The sequence below is a fragment of the Streptomyces sp. NPDC029151 genome (assembly GCF_055564315.1).
On record NZ_JBVHWQ010000005.1, the window covers coordinates 595,379 to 610,028 of the forward strand.

Below are 14,650 nucleotides of genomic sequence, written 5' to 3' on the forward strand. Positions count from 1 at the left end.
GCCTTTTCCGGGCTCTCATGCACGCTATGGAGGCAAATCGGTCTGGTCAATGAACGGCGGTCGGCATTACCGAACGTCCGGGTGCGCAGGCGTCGTCCCGTCCGCGCGGCGAAGCGCCCGCCGCGGTAATAGGCTCGCCTCATGGCCGGTCCGGTCCAGTCGATCGAGCGGGCGGCGGCGATTCTCCGCCTGCTCGCCGGTGGGCCCCGCCGACTCGGGCTCGGCGAGGTCGCGGCGTCGCTGGGCCTGGCGAAGGGCACCGCCCACGGCATCCTGCGCACCTTGCAGCACGTGGACTTCGTGGAGCAGGACGCGGCGACCGGCAAGTACCAGCTCGGCGCCGCCCTGCTGCACCTGGGCACCAGCTACCTGGACGTCAACGAACTCCGCTCGCGCTCCCTCAACTGGGCCGACGCCCTGGCCGCCCGGAGCGGCGAGGCGGTGCGCCTGGGCACCCCGCTGGAGGGCAGGGTGCTCATCGTCCACCACGTGTTCCGGCCGGACGACACCTTCCAGACGCTGGACGTGGGCTCCCTGCTGCCGCTGCACGCCTCCTCGCTGGGCAAGGTCCTGCTGGCCTTCGGGACCGCGACGGCCGAGCCGGACCCGGTGACAGGGCTGGAGGCGTACACCCGGCACACCCTGGCCGACCCCGAGCGGCTCGCCCGGGCGCTCACCGAGGTCAGGGAGGTCGGCTGGGCCGCGGAGGTCCAGGAGATGAGCATGGGCGAGGCCGGGCTGGCCGCGCCGATCCGGGGGCACGGCGGTCTCGTCGTCGGCGCCATCGGGCTGTCCGGGCCGGTCGAGCGGATCTGCGACGGCCAGGGCCGCCCCCGCCCCCAACTGATCAGTCTGATCCGGGAAGCCGCGCGGGCGATCTCCCGAGACCTGGGAGCCGCCCGCTGGTAGTCAGGACAGCCGCCCCTCGACCCGTCGGAAGGCGGACCCGATCATGGTGGAACGGTATGTGATGTCCATCGATCAGGGCACCAACTCGACCCGCTGCATCCTGTTCGACCACCGGGGGCGGCTGGTCTCGGTCGCGCAGAAGGAGCACCAGCAGCACTTCCCGCGGCCGGGCTGGGTCGAGCACGACGCCGTCGAGATCTGGCAGAACCTCCGGCGCGTCGTGCCCGACGCGCTGTCCGACGCCGGTGCCGGCGAGGGGCAGATCGCCGCGATCGGGCTGGCCAACCAGCGGGAGACGACGGTGCTGTGGGACCGGCGGACCGGGGTCCCGCTGGGGCGGGCGATCGTCTGGCAGGACACCCGCACGGCACCGCTCGTGGAGGAGCTGCGCGAGCGTCCCGGGGAGGCGTTCTTCCTGGACCGGTGCGCCCTGCCGCCCTCGACCTACTTCTCGGCGCTGCGGATCCGGTGGCTGTTCGACCACGTCAAGGGCGTCGAGCAGCGCGCGAAGGACGGCGAGGTGCTGTTCGGGACGATGGAGAGCTGGCTGATCTGGAACCTCACCGGCGGCGCCGACGGCGGCCTGCACATCACCGACGCGACCAACGCCAGCCGTACGATGCTGATGAACATCCGCACGCTCACCTGGGACGACGAGCTGCTGGACTTCTTCGGGGTGCCGCGCTCGATGCTGCCGGAGATCAGATCGTCCGCCGAGACCTACGGCGAGGCCCGCACGCTGCTGCCCGGCGTCTCCATCACGGCCGCGCTCGGCGACCAGCAGGCCGCGCTGTTCGGGCAGACCTGCTTCTCCCCCGGCGAGGCCAAGTGCACGTACGGCACGGGCAGCTTCCTGCTGCTCAACACCGGCGGCGACCTCGTACGGTCCCGGCACGGGCTGCTCACGACGGTCGCGTACCAGATCGGGGACCAGCCGCCGGTCTACGCCCTGGAGGGGTCGATCGCCGTCACCGGGGCCCTCGTCCAGTGGTTCCGCGACCGTCTGGGCCTGATCAGCAGCGCCCCGGAGATCGAGACCCTGGCGCGCACGGTGGAGGACAACGGCGGGTGCTACATCGTGCCCGCCTTCTCCGGGCTGTTCGCCCCGCGCTGGCGCAGCGACGCGCGCGGAGTGATCGTCGGTCTCACCTCGTACATCACCAAGGGGCACCTGGCGCGTGCCGTCCTGGAGGCCACCGGCTGGCAGACCCGGGAGGTCGTCGACGCCATGAACGCCGACTCGTCCGTGCCCCTCCAGCAGCTCAAGGTGGACGGCGGCATGACCGCGGACAACCTCCTGATGCAGTTCGTGGCCGACGTCCTCGACGTGCCCGTGGTGCGCCCCATGGTCGCCGAGACGGTCTCCCTCGGCGCGGCCTACGCGGCCGGTCTCGCCGCCGGCTACTGGCCCGGGCTGGAGGTCCTCCGCCGCAACTGGCACCGAGCGGCCCAGTGGCTCCCCGCGATGGACGCCGAACGCCGGGAGACGGAGTACGAGAACTGGCGACGGGCCGTGGAACGCTCCCTGGGCTGGATCAGGCCCCCGCGCACCCCCTGACGGCGGTCGCCGGCTCGGGCGCCTCGGGGCGGTGACCCGCAGCGCCGGCCGGGCGACGCGACGGCCGCCGGCCGACCGGCACGCGCCGGACCGGCACCCCCCTGACCAGCCGCTCACCAGCAGGCGGGGACGCCCCGGGCCATCCGGCCGGCACCCGTCCGGCGACGCCGGCCGGTCATTCCCGGTCCGCCGGACGGGGCCGTCGGGCGGGACGGCGGGCACGGCCGGTTCAGCCGCTCACCCCCCGCTTCAGCCGCCCACCGCCCGGTGGGCCGCGCCGACCGGAGCCGGCCACAGGCAAGCGCAGCTGTGAAGGATCAGGACGACGTCTGGCACCCGGTCCTCGTCTCCTGCATCGTCGGCGCGGGCACCGGCTTCGCCCACCGCGCCCCGTCGGCACTGATCACGGGCGCGGTTCCGCCGTCGGAGACGGCCGCGGCGAACAGCCTCGACACAAGCCCGCGACCGCGCCCTCCACCGAGGTGCCGAGGGACCGCGCCCACGTGGCCACGCGCTGCCCCCTGGGAACGGCCGGAAGGCGGTCATCGCCCCCGGCGCGGGCGCGGCAGCCCTCGCCTGCGTCCTCACCTCCTTCCTCCCCGTCACCGCCCGGACGGCCCGTCCACCGCGCCGTCGGTCCCCGGGCCGTCGGCCGAACCGGGTCGGCCGAGCGGATTCCTGGCGTGCCCCCGCCGTCCTCGCGGCAGGGCGCTCCCCTCCCCCGGCGTCCCCGCGCCAGGCCGCGACGGTGTGCCGTCCCGGGCTTCCCGGGGACGGCGGGCCCGTTCAGGGGAACCCGCGCCGAAAGGCGCGTGAGGGTGCCGGGCCCGGTCGAGACCTTCTGCCGTGACCGCCGTGACCCTGCCGCTCATCCCGCCGATGCTCGCCACGCCCGGCGCCCTGCCGCCGGCCGCCCAGGACACGCGGTGGGCCTACGAGACCAAGCAGGACGGTCAGCGGGTGATGGTGTACCTGCCCGGCGACGGCAGCGTGCTGCTGCGCGCCCGCTCGGGCGACGACATCACCGCGGCCTATCCCGAACTCCGGCCGCTCGGCGGGGCGCTGGGCACCACGCCCGCCGTGCTGGACGGCGAGGTGATGGCCCTGGACGAGCAGGGGCGCGCCGACTTCCAGCTGCTGCAGAGCCGGATGGGCCTGGCCCACGCCCCCGCGCGGGCGGCGCGCCGGGCCGCCCGGGTGCCGGTGCACCTGGCCTTGTTCGACGTGCCGTACCTGGGCGAACCGCTGCTGCGGCTGCCGTACGTCCGCCGGCGGGCGCGGCTGGAGGAGCTGGGGCTCGCCGGACCGTACTGGTCGACGCCGGCCGCCGTGACCGGGCACGGCGCCGAGGCGCTGCGCGCCACCCGGGAGCACGGCCTGGAGGGCCTGGTGTGCAAGCGGCTGGACTCGGTGTACGAGCCGGGTGTGCGCTCCCGCGCCTGGATCAAGATCCGCAACATGCGGGCCGAGGACGTGGTCGTCGGCGGCTGGCTGCCCGGCAAGGGGCGGCTGACCGGACTGCCCGGCGCGGTCCTGGCCGGCCAGCATGACCCTCAGGGCCGGCTGCGGTACGTCGGCGGGGTGGGCACCGGCTGGAGCGAGGCCGAGCGCACCCGGCTGGCGGAGCTGCTGCGGGACGCGGCGAGCGACCGGTGCCCCTTCGACCCCGTGCCGCGCGTCCCCGGAGCCCGCTGGGTGCTGCCCCGGCTGGTGGGCGAGGTCAGCTACAGCACCCGTACCCGCGACGGCATGCTGCGCCAGCCCTCCTGGCTGCGGCTGCGCCCCGATCTCGGCCCGGAGGAGTCGGCGGCGGACCTGCCCGAGGGCTACGGGTGACGGCCCGGGGGTCTATCGTGTGCGCATGCCGGTTCCCGAACTGATCCGAATCGTCTCCCGCGACTCGCCCATGGCCCTGGCCCAGGTCGAGCGGGTCCGCGCCGAGCTGGCGGTGCTGCATCCGGGCGTACGCACCGAGGTCGTCCCCGTGAAGACCACCGGCGACAAGTGGCTCGGCGATCTCTCCCAGGTCGAGGGCAAGGGGGCGTTCACCAAGGAGGTGGACGCGGCCCTGCTGGCCGGGGAGGCGGATCTCGCGGTGCACTGCGTCAAGGACGTGCCCGCCGACCGGCCGCTGCCGGCCGGGACCGTGTTCGCCGCGTTCCTGAAGCGGGACGACATCCGGGACGCGCTGGTGCACCCGGGCGGGCTCACCCTGGACGAGCTGCCGGCCGGCACCCGGATCGGCACCTCCTCGGTGCGCCGGATCGCCCAACTGGCCGCCACCCACCCGCACCTGGAGTGCGTGCCGTTCCGCGGCAACGCCAACCGCCGGCTGGAGAAGCTGGCCGCCGGCGAGGCGGACGCGCTGCTGCTGGCGGTGTCCGGTCTGGAGCGCATCGGCCGTACCGACGTCATCAGCGAGGTGCTGTCGCCGGAGACGATGATGCCGCCGATCGGCGCGGGCATCCTCGCCCTGCAGTGCCGGGAGGACGACACGGATCTGATCGACGCGGTCAGCGGGCTGGGCGACCCGGCCACCCACCGGGAGGCGGCGGCCGAGCGGATGTTCCTGCACGTCCTGCAGGGCCACTGCAACAGCCCCATCGCCGGGTACGCGCGCGTGGACCTCAGCGGTGAACTCTCCCTGCGGGCCTGTGTCTTCACCCCGGACGGCAAGACCCGGCTGAACGCCCACGAGTGGGCGGGCCGGCTCGATCCGGCCACGCTCGGCACCTCGGTCGCGGTGGCGCTGCTCCGGCAGGGCGCGCGCGAGATCATCGACGGCATCCCGCACTGAGCCCGCCGGGCACGCTCAGGCGGAGCCGGGCTCCGTCTGGTCCCTCAGGAAGGCGCTGACCTGGTGGGCCAGACTGCCCTGCCCGGTGGCCGTGGGGGCGGTCGCCGGCGCCGGCTCCAGGACACCGATGCCGCCCGTCCACAGCCGGCGTCCGGTCCACTCGTCGTCCACCCGCAGCTGCACCTGTACGTCCACGTGGGCGAGGGCGGCCTCGGGTGCGGCGGCGTACAGGACGGCGGTGGCCCGGCGCAGCGGGTAGACGTCGAAGCCCTCGATGAACTGGGAGTTGCGCCAGTCGATGAAGGCGCCCTCGCCGTCCGGGCCGACCCGGACGTCGATCTGGCCGTCCTCCAGGTGGATGCCGTAGTGCCGCGCGCCGCGGTTCTCCACGGTCGCCCGGACACTGAAGTACGTCAGCCCGGCGGCGGCGTCGTCCCGGCCGCGCGGCGGCTCGGCCGGCTCCAGACGGTGGACGCGGACCCGCAGACCGGCATGCTCCTCGTACTCGTGCCAGTCCCCGACCACGTTCGGCTCGTACACAGTGCCCCTCTCGACCTTCGAGAGCTGCTGTCTATCTGTGGGCCGATCGCACTGTCAAATGAGCGGAATGCGCCGTGGCCAGGGTGTTCACCCCGTTTGATCGGTGATCAAGCGCTGCCCAGGAAGAACTCCTCCCCCACGCCTCCCGGCCGTCCGCGCGCGCGTGTGGCACATCACGTCCGCGACACGGTCGGCGGAGCCCGCCGGCCCGTCGGCCGTGCCCCTCCCCCGCCCCCGCCCGATCAGGGCTGTTTACCCCTTTTGTTTGAATATGCCCGTCAGCGGGAATGGGCAGAGCAGTGCTTCGGACAGGAGGCACGTCCGTGGGAGCCGGCTCCGCCGGACGCCCCGGTGTCCTATCCATGGTCCGAGCGCACCTCCCACGGTGTCTGTCCATCCAGCACCTGCTGAGAGAGGTGCGCGCAATGCGTGTCACTGGCAGCACGAAACCCCATCCCCATGACGACGCCCCCGACACCGCGGAATCCTTCGAGCGGCTCGCGCGGCTCCCCGAGGGTCCCGGGCGGCAGGCGCTCAGGGATGAGCTGATCCAGTTGTGGCTGCCCATGGCCGAGCGGATCGCCGTGCGGTTCCGCGGCCGGGGCGAGGCCCTGGAGGACCTGTACCAGGTGGCCGCACTCGGCCTGGTCAAGGCGGTCGACCACTACGATCCCGACCGCGGCCGCGCCTTCGAGGCGTACGCGGTGCCCACCATCACCGGCGAGATCAAGCGCCACTTCCGGGACCATATGTGGACCCTGCACGTGCCGCGCCGGGTGCAGGACCTGCGCAACCGGGTCCGCGCCGCCGTGAAGGAGCTGGCGCAGACGACACCGGGCCGGGCACCCACCGTCGCCGAGATCGCCGCGCACACCCGGCTCAGCGAGGACGAGGTGCGCGCCGGGATGGAGGCGCTGGAGTGCTTCTCCGCGCTGTCCCTGGACGCCGAGGTGGCCGGCACGGACGGCTACGCCCTCGGTGACTCCCTGGGCGGCCCGGACCCGGGCTACGACCTCGTCGTGGACCGCGCCGCGGTCAAGCCCTGCCTCGCGGCCCTGCCCGAACGCGAACGCACCATCCTCTACCTGCGCTTCTTCGGCGGTATGACCCAGAGCCGGATCGCCCAGCAGCTCGGCATATCCCAGATGCACGTCTCCCGGCTGCTCAGCGGCTGCTTCGACCGGCTGCGCGAGGAACTGCTGGCGGAGGCCCGCTGAACGCCGCCGCCGCCCGGTCCTCGGCTCACCTCTCCTCGGCCCCGGGGACCTGCGTGGGGCCGTACCGGTCCAGGGCGTCCTCCAGCGCGGCGCGGACCTCGGCGGGAATGTCGCCGCGCCGCCCCCAGATGAGGATCAGCTCAGCGATGTGGCGCAGCTTGATGTTGGTGTGCTGGGAGACGTCCCTCAGCACCTGCCACCCCTCGTCCGGGGTGAGCCGGCCGAGGGCGACCACCATCCCGATCGCCTGGTCGATCACCGCGTGGGAGGCCATGGCCTCCTTCATCTGGTCGACCTCGGCCTGCAGCGCGGCGATCCGCTCCGGCTCACTCTCTCCCATCCCTCCATGGTGGCAGGGGCCTGGACCCCCGCCACCCGGGGTATTCGGGAGGCAGCCCACCCCGCCCCGGCCGGACACTGGTACAGACCGGTGGCCGCCGGGCCCCGAGACCAGGACGCGACTGCCATGAACCACGACACCTCCTCCGACGGCGTACCGCGACGCAAGGAAGTCGTCTCGACCCGCTCCGTGTTCGGCGCGCCGTGCTGGGTGAGCCTGACCAGCCGCGACCTCCAGGCCACCCAGGACTTCTACGCGGCCGTGCTCGGCTGGCGCTGGCGCGGTGTGCAGCTCGGCGAGCACTTCCGGATCGCCCTGGCGAACGGGGTACCGGTGGCCGGGATCGCCGCGGTCGCCTCGATGTGGCAGATGGCGGTGGCCTGGACCCCGTACTTCGCCGTGCCGGACGCGGACGTGGCCGTGAGCCGGGTACGGGAGCGCGGCGGCACGGCGGCGGTCGGGCCGCTGTCCTTCCCGCCGGGACGGGCGGCACTCCTCGCCGACCGGGACGGGGCGACGTTCGGGATCTGGCAGGGCGAACTGGTCACCAACTGGGAGGCCTGGCGGCAGGCGGCGCCGACCTTCGTCCGGCTGCACACGCGGGACGCCTTCGACGCCGCGCTGTTCTACGGCGAGGTCCTGGACTGGGCGAGCGGGCTGCCGGGCTGCTGCGAGGTGGAGTACGAGGGCGGCGAGGTGGTGCTGCGCAGCCGGGGTGACGTGGTGGCGCGCATCGACTCGGGAGCGGTGGAGGCGGCCCCGGACCCCTCGGTCCGGCCGCACTGGCAGATCCACTTCACGGTGGCCGACGTGGCCGACTGCGCCCGCGCGGCGGAGAAGCACGGCGGCAGCGTGCTGCGCGAGGACGAGACCGAGGCGATCCTGCGGGACGCCGACGGCGCGCAGTTCACGGTGACGGCACGCCAGAGCCCCTGACGCGGATCCTTCGAGAGTGCGGACCCGCCGTCCTCACCGGCGGGTCCGTCGAGGCCGGTCGCGCCGTTCCCCGCTCCCCCGGGGCGTCGTCCGCGACGGGCGTGACAGGAGGACCAGGCTGCGGGCCTCCCCGCGGACCCGCGTGCCCGCCTTGTGCTCGCGTTCGTCGGGGATGCCGTCGGGGTCGGCGGTGTCGACCAGGGCGGTCCAGCGTTCACCGAAGGACGTGTCCGGCAGGCGGAAGTCGACCGGCTCCCAGTAGCCGTTGACGAGCAGCAGGAAGGAGTCGTCCACCATGCGGCGGCCGTAGGGGTCGCGTTCGGCGATGGCGTCGCCGTTGAGGAACACGGCGACCGAGTGCGCGTCGCCGCGCTGCCAGTCCCGGGCGGTCATCTCGCGGGCGTCGGGCCGCAGCCACATCAGGTCGGGCAGCGGCTGTCCGGCGCGGGTCGGGGTCTCGCCGCGGAAGAAGCGGCGCCGGCGCAGCACGGGGTGCGCGGCGCGCAGCGCGATGAGGTGCCGGGTGAAGTCGGCCAGGGAGCGCTGCTCGTCGGTGAGGTCCCAGTCCACCCAGGAGATCTCGTTGTCCTGGCAGTAGGCGTTGTTGTTGCCGCGCTGGGTGCGCCCGAGCTCGTCGCCGTGGCAGAGCATCGGGATGCCCTGCGAGAGCAGCAGCGTCGCCAGCAGGTTGCGCTGCTGGCGGGCCCGTAGTTCGAGGACGGCGGGGTCGTCGGTGTCGCCCTCCACCCCGCAGTTCCAGGACCGGTTGTGGCTCTCGCCGTCCCGGTTGTCCTCGCCGTTCGCCTCGTTGTGCTTGTCGTTGTACGACACGAGGTCGCGCAGGGTGAAACCGTCGTGCGCGGTGACGAAGTTGACGCTCGCCCGCGGCCGGCGCCTGCTGTGCTGGTACAGGTCGGAGGAGCCGGTGAGCCGGGAGGCGAACTCGCCGAGCGAATCGGGCTCGGCGCGCCAGAAGTCCCGTACCGCGTCCCGGTACTTGCCGTTCCACTCCGACCACAGCGGCGGGAAGTTGCCCACCTGGTAGCCGCCCTCGCCCACGTCCCACGGCTCGGCGATGAGCTTGACGCGGCTGATCACCGGGTCCTGCTGGATGAGGTCGAAGAACGCCGAGAGCCGGTCCACCTCGTGGAACTGCCGCGCGAGGGTGGCCGCCAGGTCGAAGCGGAAGCCGTCGACGTGCATCTCGGTCACCCAGTACCGCAGCGAGTCCATGATCAGCTGGAGGACGTAGGGGTGCCGCATCAGCAGGCTGTTGCCGGTGCCGGTGGTGTCGTAGTAGTGCGCCCAGTCGCCGTCGACCAGGCGGTAGTAGGAGGCGTTGTCGATGCCGCGGAAGGACAGCGTGGGGCCCCGCTCGTTGCCCTCGGCGGTGTGGTTGTAGACGACGTCGAGGATGACTTCGAGGCCGGCCGCGTGCAGCGCCTTCACCATGGCCTTGAACTCGTTGACCTGCTGTCCGCGGGTGCCGAAGGCGGCGTAGGCGTTGTGCGGGGCGAAGAAGCCGATGGTGTTGTAGCCCCAGTAGTTGGACAGGCCGCGGTCCTGGAGCACGCCGTCCTGGACGAACTGGTGCACCGGCATGAGTTCCACGGCGGTCACGCCGAGCGAGGTGAGGTGCTCGATCACGGCGGGGTGCGCGAGGCCGGCGTAGGTGCCGCGCAGCCCTTCGGGGACGTCCGGGTGGCTCATGGTCAGGCCGCGGACGTGGGCCTCGTAGATCACCGAGTCCGCGTACGGCGTCCGGGGCGGGCGGTCGTCGCCCCAGTCGAAGAAGGGGTCGGTGACCACGCCCAGCATGGAGTGGCCGGCGCTGTCCGCCGGGGCGGGACCGTCCGGAGCCCGCTCGTACAGCGAGGCGTGGTTGTCGATCTGGCCGTCGACGGCGCGGGCGTACGGGTCGAGCAGCAGCTTGGCCGGGTTGCAGCGGTGGCCGAACGACGGCTGCCAGGGGCCGTGCACCCGGTAGCCGTAGCGCTGTCCGGGACCGACACCGGGCAGGTAGGCGTGCCAGACGAAGCCGTCGACCTCCTGCAACGGAACGGGGACCGCGGTGCCCCCGTCGTCCACCAGGATCAGCTCGACGCGCTCGGCGACCTCGCTGAACAGGGCGAAGTTGGTGCCCTGGCCGTCGAAGGCGGCGCCCAACGGGTAGGGGTGCCCGCTCCACACAGGCACCCCCTTGCGGGTCTTGCGGGGGCTCACCGGCGGCCCTCCAGGGCGTCGTCGCCGGCGGGCGCCGGCGCGGCCAGGACGGCCACGGGTTCCTCGCGGGGCACCTTCAGACCCATGCGCAGCGTGGGGGCGGGGGCGACGGGCACCAGCGGGACGCGCTGGCCGGCGCGGGCGCGCTGCGAGAACCAGATGATCTTGCTGCCGGTGTCCGAGGCGCAGCAGCCCCAGCCGTCGCTCATGGCGGCGATGTCCGCGAGGCAGGACCGCAGGTCCTGGTCCGGGCGCAGATCCGGGTCGTCGTCGCCGAAGGCGGTGATGAGGTGCTGGCCGTTCCACCACATCTCGATCGAGGTGTGCTTGTCCTTCGCGTGCGCGTCGATCGCCCGCAGCAGCAGTTCGGCGCCGCGGCAGACGGGGTCCACGAGGTTCTCGAGGTCCCAGTAGCGGAGATGGGCGGCCAGGATGCGGCTGATTTGTCCCACCCGTTCCGGGCTGACTTCCACGTCGAGGTGGTAGTAGCAGGGCACTGCGGTCTTCATCGTCGCTTGCTCCTCACCGGCGAAGCTCTCGCTCCCCTCGCCCGTCCGGGAGGGATCCCGGACACCCAGCGTGAGCGGTGATCGCTTCTGAGTCACCTCCACGGTGCGTGCACTACGCCATTCGTGCAACACGAGCGGACGACACCCCCGCTGGTTGAACCTCCAACAAGACGCTGGGTCGCCGCGCGTGCACCATAAGTGAAAGCCTCGATCGCCGTAACGGTGCCGTGCCCTCCCCTGCGCGGACACCACCCGACCGTCGGGAACGCGCCCAGTCGAGAGCGTGGAAGGTGAATGAGGGCCATGCTGCTACCCGCCAAGGCCGAAGTGGCCCGGCAGTTGCGGCGTTACCGGGCGTGGGAGCGCGTCATGCTCGCCTCGCCCTACGACCGCACGGTCCGGGCCACCTTCGAGGACTCGGGGTACACGCTGTGCGTGCTGATGGGCAAACGCTGCGCCCGCGAGGCCGCGGACGCCGCCGAGCGCTATCTGCGCACGAACCTGGTCACCTACCTGCGCGAGCAGGACGGACGGCCGCAGCCGCGCCGGGCGGCCAGAAGAGCGCCGCCTCCGGAGCGGCGTTCCACGGCGCCAAGCCCCTGACCTGGCACCGTACAAGGCGTTCCTCTCGGACCGGCACTCGCCGGCCCGACTCTTGGATCGCGAAGCCGGGCCGGGTGCCCGGCTTCGCGCACGGCGGAGGTGAGATATGCGCAGGACCCCGGCCATCGGCCGTGTACCGGTACGCGACGTCCGGCCGGCCGTGGAGTGCGGCAGGCGCCCGGCGAAAGCGGTGGCCGGGGAGACCTTCGAGGTCACCGCCACCGTGTTCCGCGAAGGGCACGACGCCGTGGGCGCCAACGTGGTCCTGCGCGATCCGAAGGGCCGTCGCGGCCCCTGGACACCGATGCGGGAACTGTCCCCGGGCAGCGACCGGTGGGGCGCCGAGATCACCCCGGACGCGACGGGCCGCTGGACGTTCCGGGTGGAGGCCTGGAGCCATCCGCTGGCGACCTGGCGGCACACCGCGTCCGTGAAGGTGCCGGCCGGGATCGACACGGGTCTGGTGCTGGAGGAGGGCGCCGAGCTGTACCAGCGGGCCGCCGCCGGAGTACCGAAGGGCCCCGAGCGCGATCTGGTCCTGGCCGCCGCGCACGCCCTGGGCGACGACCGCCTGTCCGTGCACGACCGGTTGAAGGCGGCGCTGGACCCCGAGGTGGAGGCGTTGCTGGCCCGTCATCCGTTGCGGGAGCTGGTGACCGCGTCGGATCCGATGCCGTTGCTGGTGGAGCGCGAGCGTGCCCTGTACGGCTCGTGGTACGAGTTCTTCCCGCGGTCGGAGGGGACGGCCGAGCGGCCGCACGGCACGTTCCGTACGGCCGCCCGCCGGCTGGAGGCGATCGCGGGGATGGGCTTCGACGTCGTCTACCTGCCGCCCGTCCACCCCATCGGCACGACGTTCCGCAAGGGCCCCAACAACACGCTCACCGCCGGTCCGGACGACGTGGGCGTGCCCTGGGCGATCGGTTCCCCGGAGGGCGGCCACGACGCCGTCCACCCGGACCTGGGCACGATCGAGGACTTCGACTTCTTCGTCGCCGAGGCGGGGCGGCTGGGGCTGGAGGTCGCCCTGGACTTCGCCCTGCAGTGCTCCCCCGACCACCCCTGGGTGCACAAGCACCCCGAGTGGTTCCGCCACCGCCCGGACGGGAGCATCGCCTACGCCGAGAACCCGCCCAAGAAGTACCAGGACATCTACCCCGTCGCCTTCGACGCCGACATGGACGGCCTGGTCGCGGAGACCGTCCGGATCCTGCGGCACTGGATGGCGCACGGGGTGCGGATCTTCCGGGTCGACAACCCCCACACCAAGCCGGTGGTGTTCTGGGAGCGGGTCATCGGGGAGGTCAACCGCAGGGACCCGGACGTGATCTTCCTGGCCGAGGCGTTCACCCGGCCCGCGATGATGCACACCCTGGCCCAGATCGGTTTCCAGCAGTCGTACACGTACTTCACCTGGCGCAACGACAAGCAGGAGCTGACGGAGTACCTGACCGAGCTGTCGGGTGAGGCGGCGGCCTGGATGCGGCCCAACTTCTTCGCCAACACCCCCGACATCCTGCACGCCTACCTCCAGCACGGCGGGCGGCCCGCGTTCGAGGTGCGGGCCGTGCTCGCCGCCACCCTCTCCCCCGCCTGGGGCATCTACAGCGGCTACGAGCTGTGCGAGAACACCCCGCTCCGGGAGGGCGGCGAGGAGTACCTCGACTCGGAGAAGTACCAGCTCCGCCCGCGTGACTGGGCGGCCGCCGAACGGGAGGGGCGGACCATCGCCCCGCTCATCACCCGGCTCAACGACGTCCGACGGCGGCACCCGGCGCTACAGCGCCTGCGGAATCTCCGCTTCCATCAGACCGACAACGATGCCGTGCTCGCCTACAGCAAGAGCACGGGGTCGGACACGGTCATCGTGGTCGTCAACCTCGACCCGCACCACACCCAGGAGGCCACGGTCTCGTTGGACATGCCGCAACTCGGCCTGGACCGGCACGCCGCCCTGTCCGTGCACGACGAACTGACGGGCGAGACGTACCACTGGGGCAGGACCAACTACGTGCGTCTCACGCCCGGCCGGACGCCGGCGCACGTGCTCCACGTCGGGCGATCGACGCCCCAGATCGGAGGGCCCGCAGCGTCATGACCGTCAACGACCCCGTACCGGACACCTTCGAGGACACTCCCGCGGGGGACCGGGACCCGGAGTGGTTCAAACGCGCCGTCTTCTACGAGGTCCTGGTCCGCTCCTTCCAGGACAGCAACGGCGACGGCGTCGGCGACCTGAAGGGCCTGACCGCCAAGCTCGACTACCTGCAGTGGCTCGGCGTGGACTGCCTGTGGCTGCCGCCGTTCTTCAAGTCACCGCTCAAGGACGGCGGTTACGACGTCTCCGACTACACCGCCGTCCTGCCGGAGTTCGGTGACCTCGCCGACTTCGTGGAGTTCGTGGACGCCGCACACCAGCGCGGCATGCGCGTCATCATCGACTTCGTCATGAACCACACCAGCGACCAGCACCCGTGGTTCCTGGAGTCCCGCAAGAACCCCGACGGCCCGTACGGGGACTACTACATGTGGGCCGACGACGACAAGCAGTACGAGGACGCCCGGATCATCTTCGTCGACACCGAGGCCTCCAACTGGACCTTCGACCCGGTCCGGGGCCAGTACTTCTTCCACCGCTTCTTCTCCCACCAGCCGGACCTCAACTACGAGAACCCGGCCGTGCAGGAGGAGATCCTGGCCGCCCTGCGCTTCTGGCTCGACCTCGGCATCGACGGCTACCGCCTGGACGCGGTCCCCTACCTCTACGCCGAGGAAGGCACCAACTGCGAGAACCTGCCGGCGACCCACGCCTTCCTGAAGCGGGTCCGGCGCGAGATCGACGCGATGTACCCGGACACCGTGCTGCTGGCGGAGGCCAACCAGTGGCCCGAGGACGTCGTCGACTACTTCGGCGACTTCCGCGCCGGCGGCGACGAGTGCCACATGGCGTTCCACTTCCCGGTGATGCCGCGCATCTTCATGGCCGTCCGGCGGGAATCCCGCTACCCGGTCTCGGAG

At 72.3% G+C, this 14,650-nt stretch carries 13 protein-coding genes; 9 read left to right on the forward strand and 4 right to left on the reverse strand.

What is annotated here, in order from left to right; all coding sequences use genetic code 11:
* Window positions 1-141: 141 nt before the first annotated feature.
* From ACZ4VF_RS22250 to hemC, 4 genes are all read left to right on the forward strand, one after another.
* Window positions 142-909: an IclR family transcriptional regulator gene (locus ACZ4VF_RS22250; protein ID WP_467927959.1), complete on the forward strand. Its 768-nt coding sequence runs from the start codon at window positions 142-144 to the stop codon at window positions 907-909.
* Between the two features lie 43 nt (window positions 910-952).
* Window positions 953-2,467, forward strand: coding sequence for a glycerol kinase GlpK (gene glpK, locus ACZ4VF_RS22255; protein ID WP_467927960.1), 1,515 nt, complete (start codon window positions 953-955; stop codon window positions 2,465-2,467).
* An 855-nt stretch (window positions 2,468-3,322) separates the two neighbouring features.
* Window positions 3,323-4,303 (forward strand): ATP-dependent DNA ligase, encoded by a 981-nt coding sequence (locus ACZ4VF_RS22260; protein ID WP_467928009.1) that lies wholly within the window; start codon window positions 3,323-3,325, stop codon window positions 4,301-4,303.
* A gap of 19 nt (window positions 4,304-4,322) precedes the next feature.
* Window positions 4,323-5,264, forward strand: a complete 942-nt coding sequence (hemC, locus tag ACZ4VF_RS22265; protein ID WP_467927961.1) for a hydroxymethylbilane synthase — start codon at window positions 4,323-4,325, stop codon at window positions 5,262-5,264.
* A 15-nt stretch (window positions 5,265-5,279) separates the two neighbouring features.
* Here hemC and ACZ4VF_RS22270 read toward each other — a convergent pair whose 3' ends face one another.
* On the reverse strand, window positions 5,280-5,804 hold the full coding sequence (locus ACZ4VF_RS22270) for a hypothetical protein (RefSeq protein ID WP_467927962.1): 525 nt from the start codon (window positions 5,802-5,804) through the stop codon (window positions 5,280-5,282).
* Window positions 5,805-6,229: 425 nt separating this feature from the next.
* On the opposite strand from ACZ4VF_RS22270, the gene ACZ4VF_RS22275 reads away from it, so the two are divergent.
* Window positions 6,230-7,021 (forward strand): RNA polymerase sigma factor SigF, encoded by a 792-nt coding sequence (locus tag ACZ4VF_RS22275; protein ID WP_467927964.1) that lies wholly within the window; start codon window positions 6,230-6,232, stop codon window positions 7,019-7,021.
* Window positions 7,022-7,046: 25 nt separating this feature from the next.
* Here ACZ4VF_RS22275 and ACZ4VF_RS22280 read toward each other — a convergent pair whose 3' ends face one another.
* Window positions 7,047-7,361, reverse strand: a complete 315-nt coding sequence (locus ACZ4VF_RS22280; RefSeq protein ID WP_467927965.1) for an ANTAR domain-containing protein — start codon at window positions 7,359-7,361, stop codon at window positions 7,047-7,049.
* A gap of 126 nt (window positions 7,362-7,487) precedes the next feature.
* Here ACZ4VF_RS22280 and ACZ4VF_RS22285 point away from each other — a divergent pair, with 126 nt between their 5' ends.
* The gene (locus ACZ4VF_RS22285) at window positions 7,488-8,297 is read left to right on the forward strand and encodes a VOC family protein (protein ID WP_467927967.1); all 810 of its coding nucleotides are present in this window, start codon (window positions 7,488-7,490) and stop codon (window positions 8,295-8,297) included.
* 33 nt (window positions 8,298-8,330) lie between these two features.
* Here ACZ4VF_RS22285 and glgX read toward each other — a convergent pair whose 3' ends face one another.
* Window positions 8,331-10,493: a glycogen debranching protein GlgX gene (glgX, locus tag ACZ4VF_RS22290; protein WP_467928010.1), complete on the reverse strand. Its 2,163-nt coding sequence runs from the start codon at window positions 10,491-10,493 to the stop codon at window positions 8,331-8,333.
* Between the two features lie 23 nt (window positions 10,494-10,516).
* On the reverse strand, window positions 10,517-11,029 hold the full coding sequence (locus ACZ4VF_RS22295; protein WP_467927968.1) for a pep a2: 513 nt from the start codon (window positions 11,027-11,029) through the stop codon (window positions 10,517-10,519).
* Between the two features lie 303 nt (window positions 11,030-11,332).
* Here ACZ4VF_RS22295 and ACZ4VF_RS22300 point away from each other — a divergent pair, with 303 nt between their 5' ends.
* The 3 genes from ACZ4VF_RS22300 to ACZ4VF_RS22310 all read left to right on the forward strand — a co-directional run.
* Entirely contained in the window at window positions 11,333-11,632 is a 300-nt protein-coding gene (locus ACZ4VF_RS22300) for a DUF5133 domain-containing protein (protein ID WP_208030277.1), read from the forward strand.
* 106 nt (window positions 11,633-11,738) lie between these two features.
* Complete coding sequence (locus ACZ4VF_RS22305) at window positions 11,739-13,730, forward strand: alpha-1,4-glucan--maltose-1-phosphate maltosyltransferase (protein ID WP_467927970.1); 1,992 nt, start codon at window positions 11,739-11,741, stop codon at window positions 13,728-13,730.
* The coding region (locus ACZ4VF_RS22310; RefSeq protein ID WP_467927971.1) for an alpha-amylase family glycosyl hydrolase at window positions 13,727-14,650 on the forward strand (924 nt) is incomplete at its 3' end. The genes ACZ4VF_RS22305 and ACZ4VF_RS22310, both read left to right, overlap by 4 nt.

Bases quoted from the DNA above. Each gene is read 5' to 3' on its own strand.
- ACZ4VF_RS22250 (WP_467927959.1), top strand. From the start codon at position 142: ATGGCCGGTCCGGTCCAGTCGATCGAGCGGGCGGCGGCGATTCTCCGC.
- glpK (WP_467927960.1), top strand. From the start codon at position 953: ATGGTGGAACGGTATGTGATGTCCATCGATCAGGGCACCAACTCGACC.
- ACZ4VF_RS22275 (WP_467927964.1), top strand. From the start codon at position 6,230: ATGCGTGTCACTGGCAGCACGAAACCCCATCCCCATGACGACGCCCCC.
- ACZ4VF_RS22280 (WP_467927965.1), bottom strand. From the start codon at position 7,361: ATGGGAGAGAGTGAGCCGGAGCGGATCGCCGCGCTGCAGGCCGAGGTC.
- ACZ4VF_RS22285 (WP_467927967.1), top strand. From the start codon at position 7,488: ATGAACCACGACACCTCCTCCGACGGCGTACCGCGACGCAAGGAAGTC.
- ACZ4VF_RS22295 (WP_467927968.1), bottom strand. From the start codon at position 11,029: ATGAAGACCGCAGTGCCCTGCTACTACCACCTCGACGTGGAAGTCAGC.
- ACZ4VF_RS22300 (WP_208030277.1), top strand. From the start codon at position 11,333: ATGCTGCTACCCGCCAAGGCCGAAGTGGCCCGGCAGTTGCGGCGTTAC.
- ACZ4VF_RS22305 (WP_467927970.1), top strand. From the start codon at position 11,739: ATGCGCAGGACCCCGGCCATCGGCCGTGTACCGGTACGCGACGTCCGG.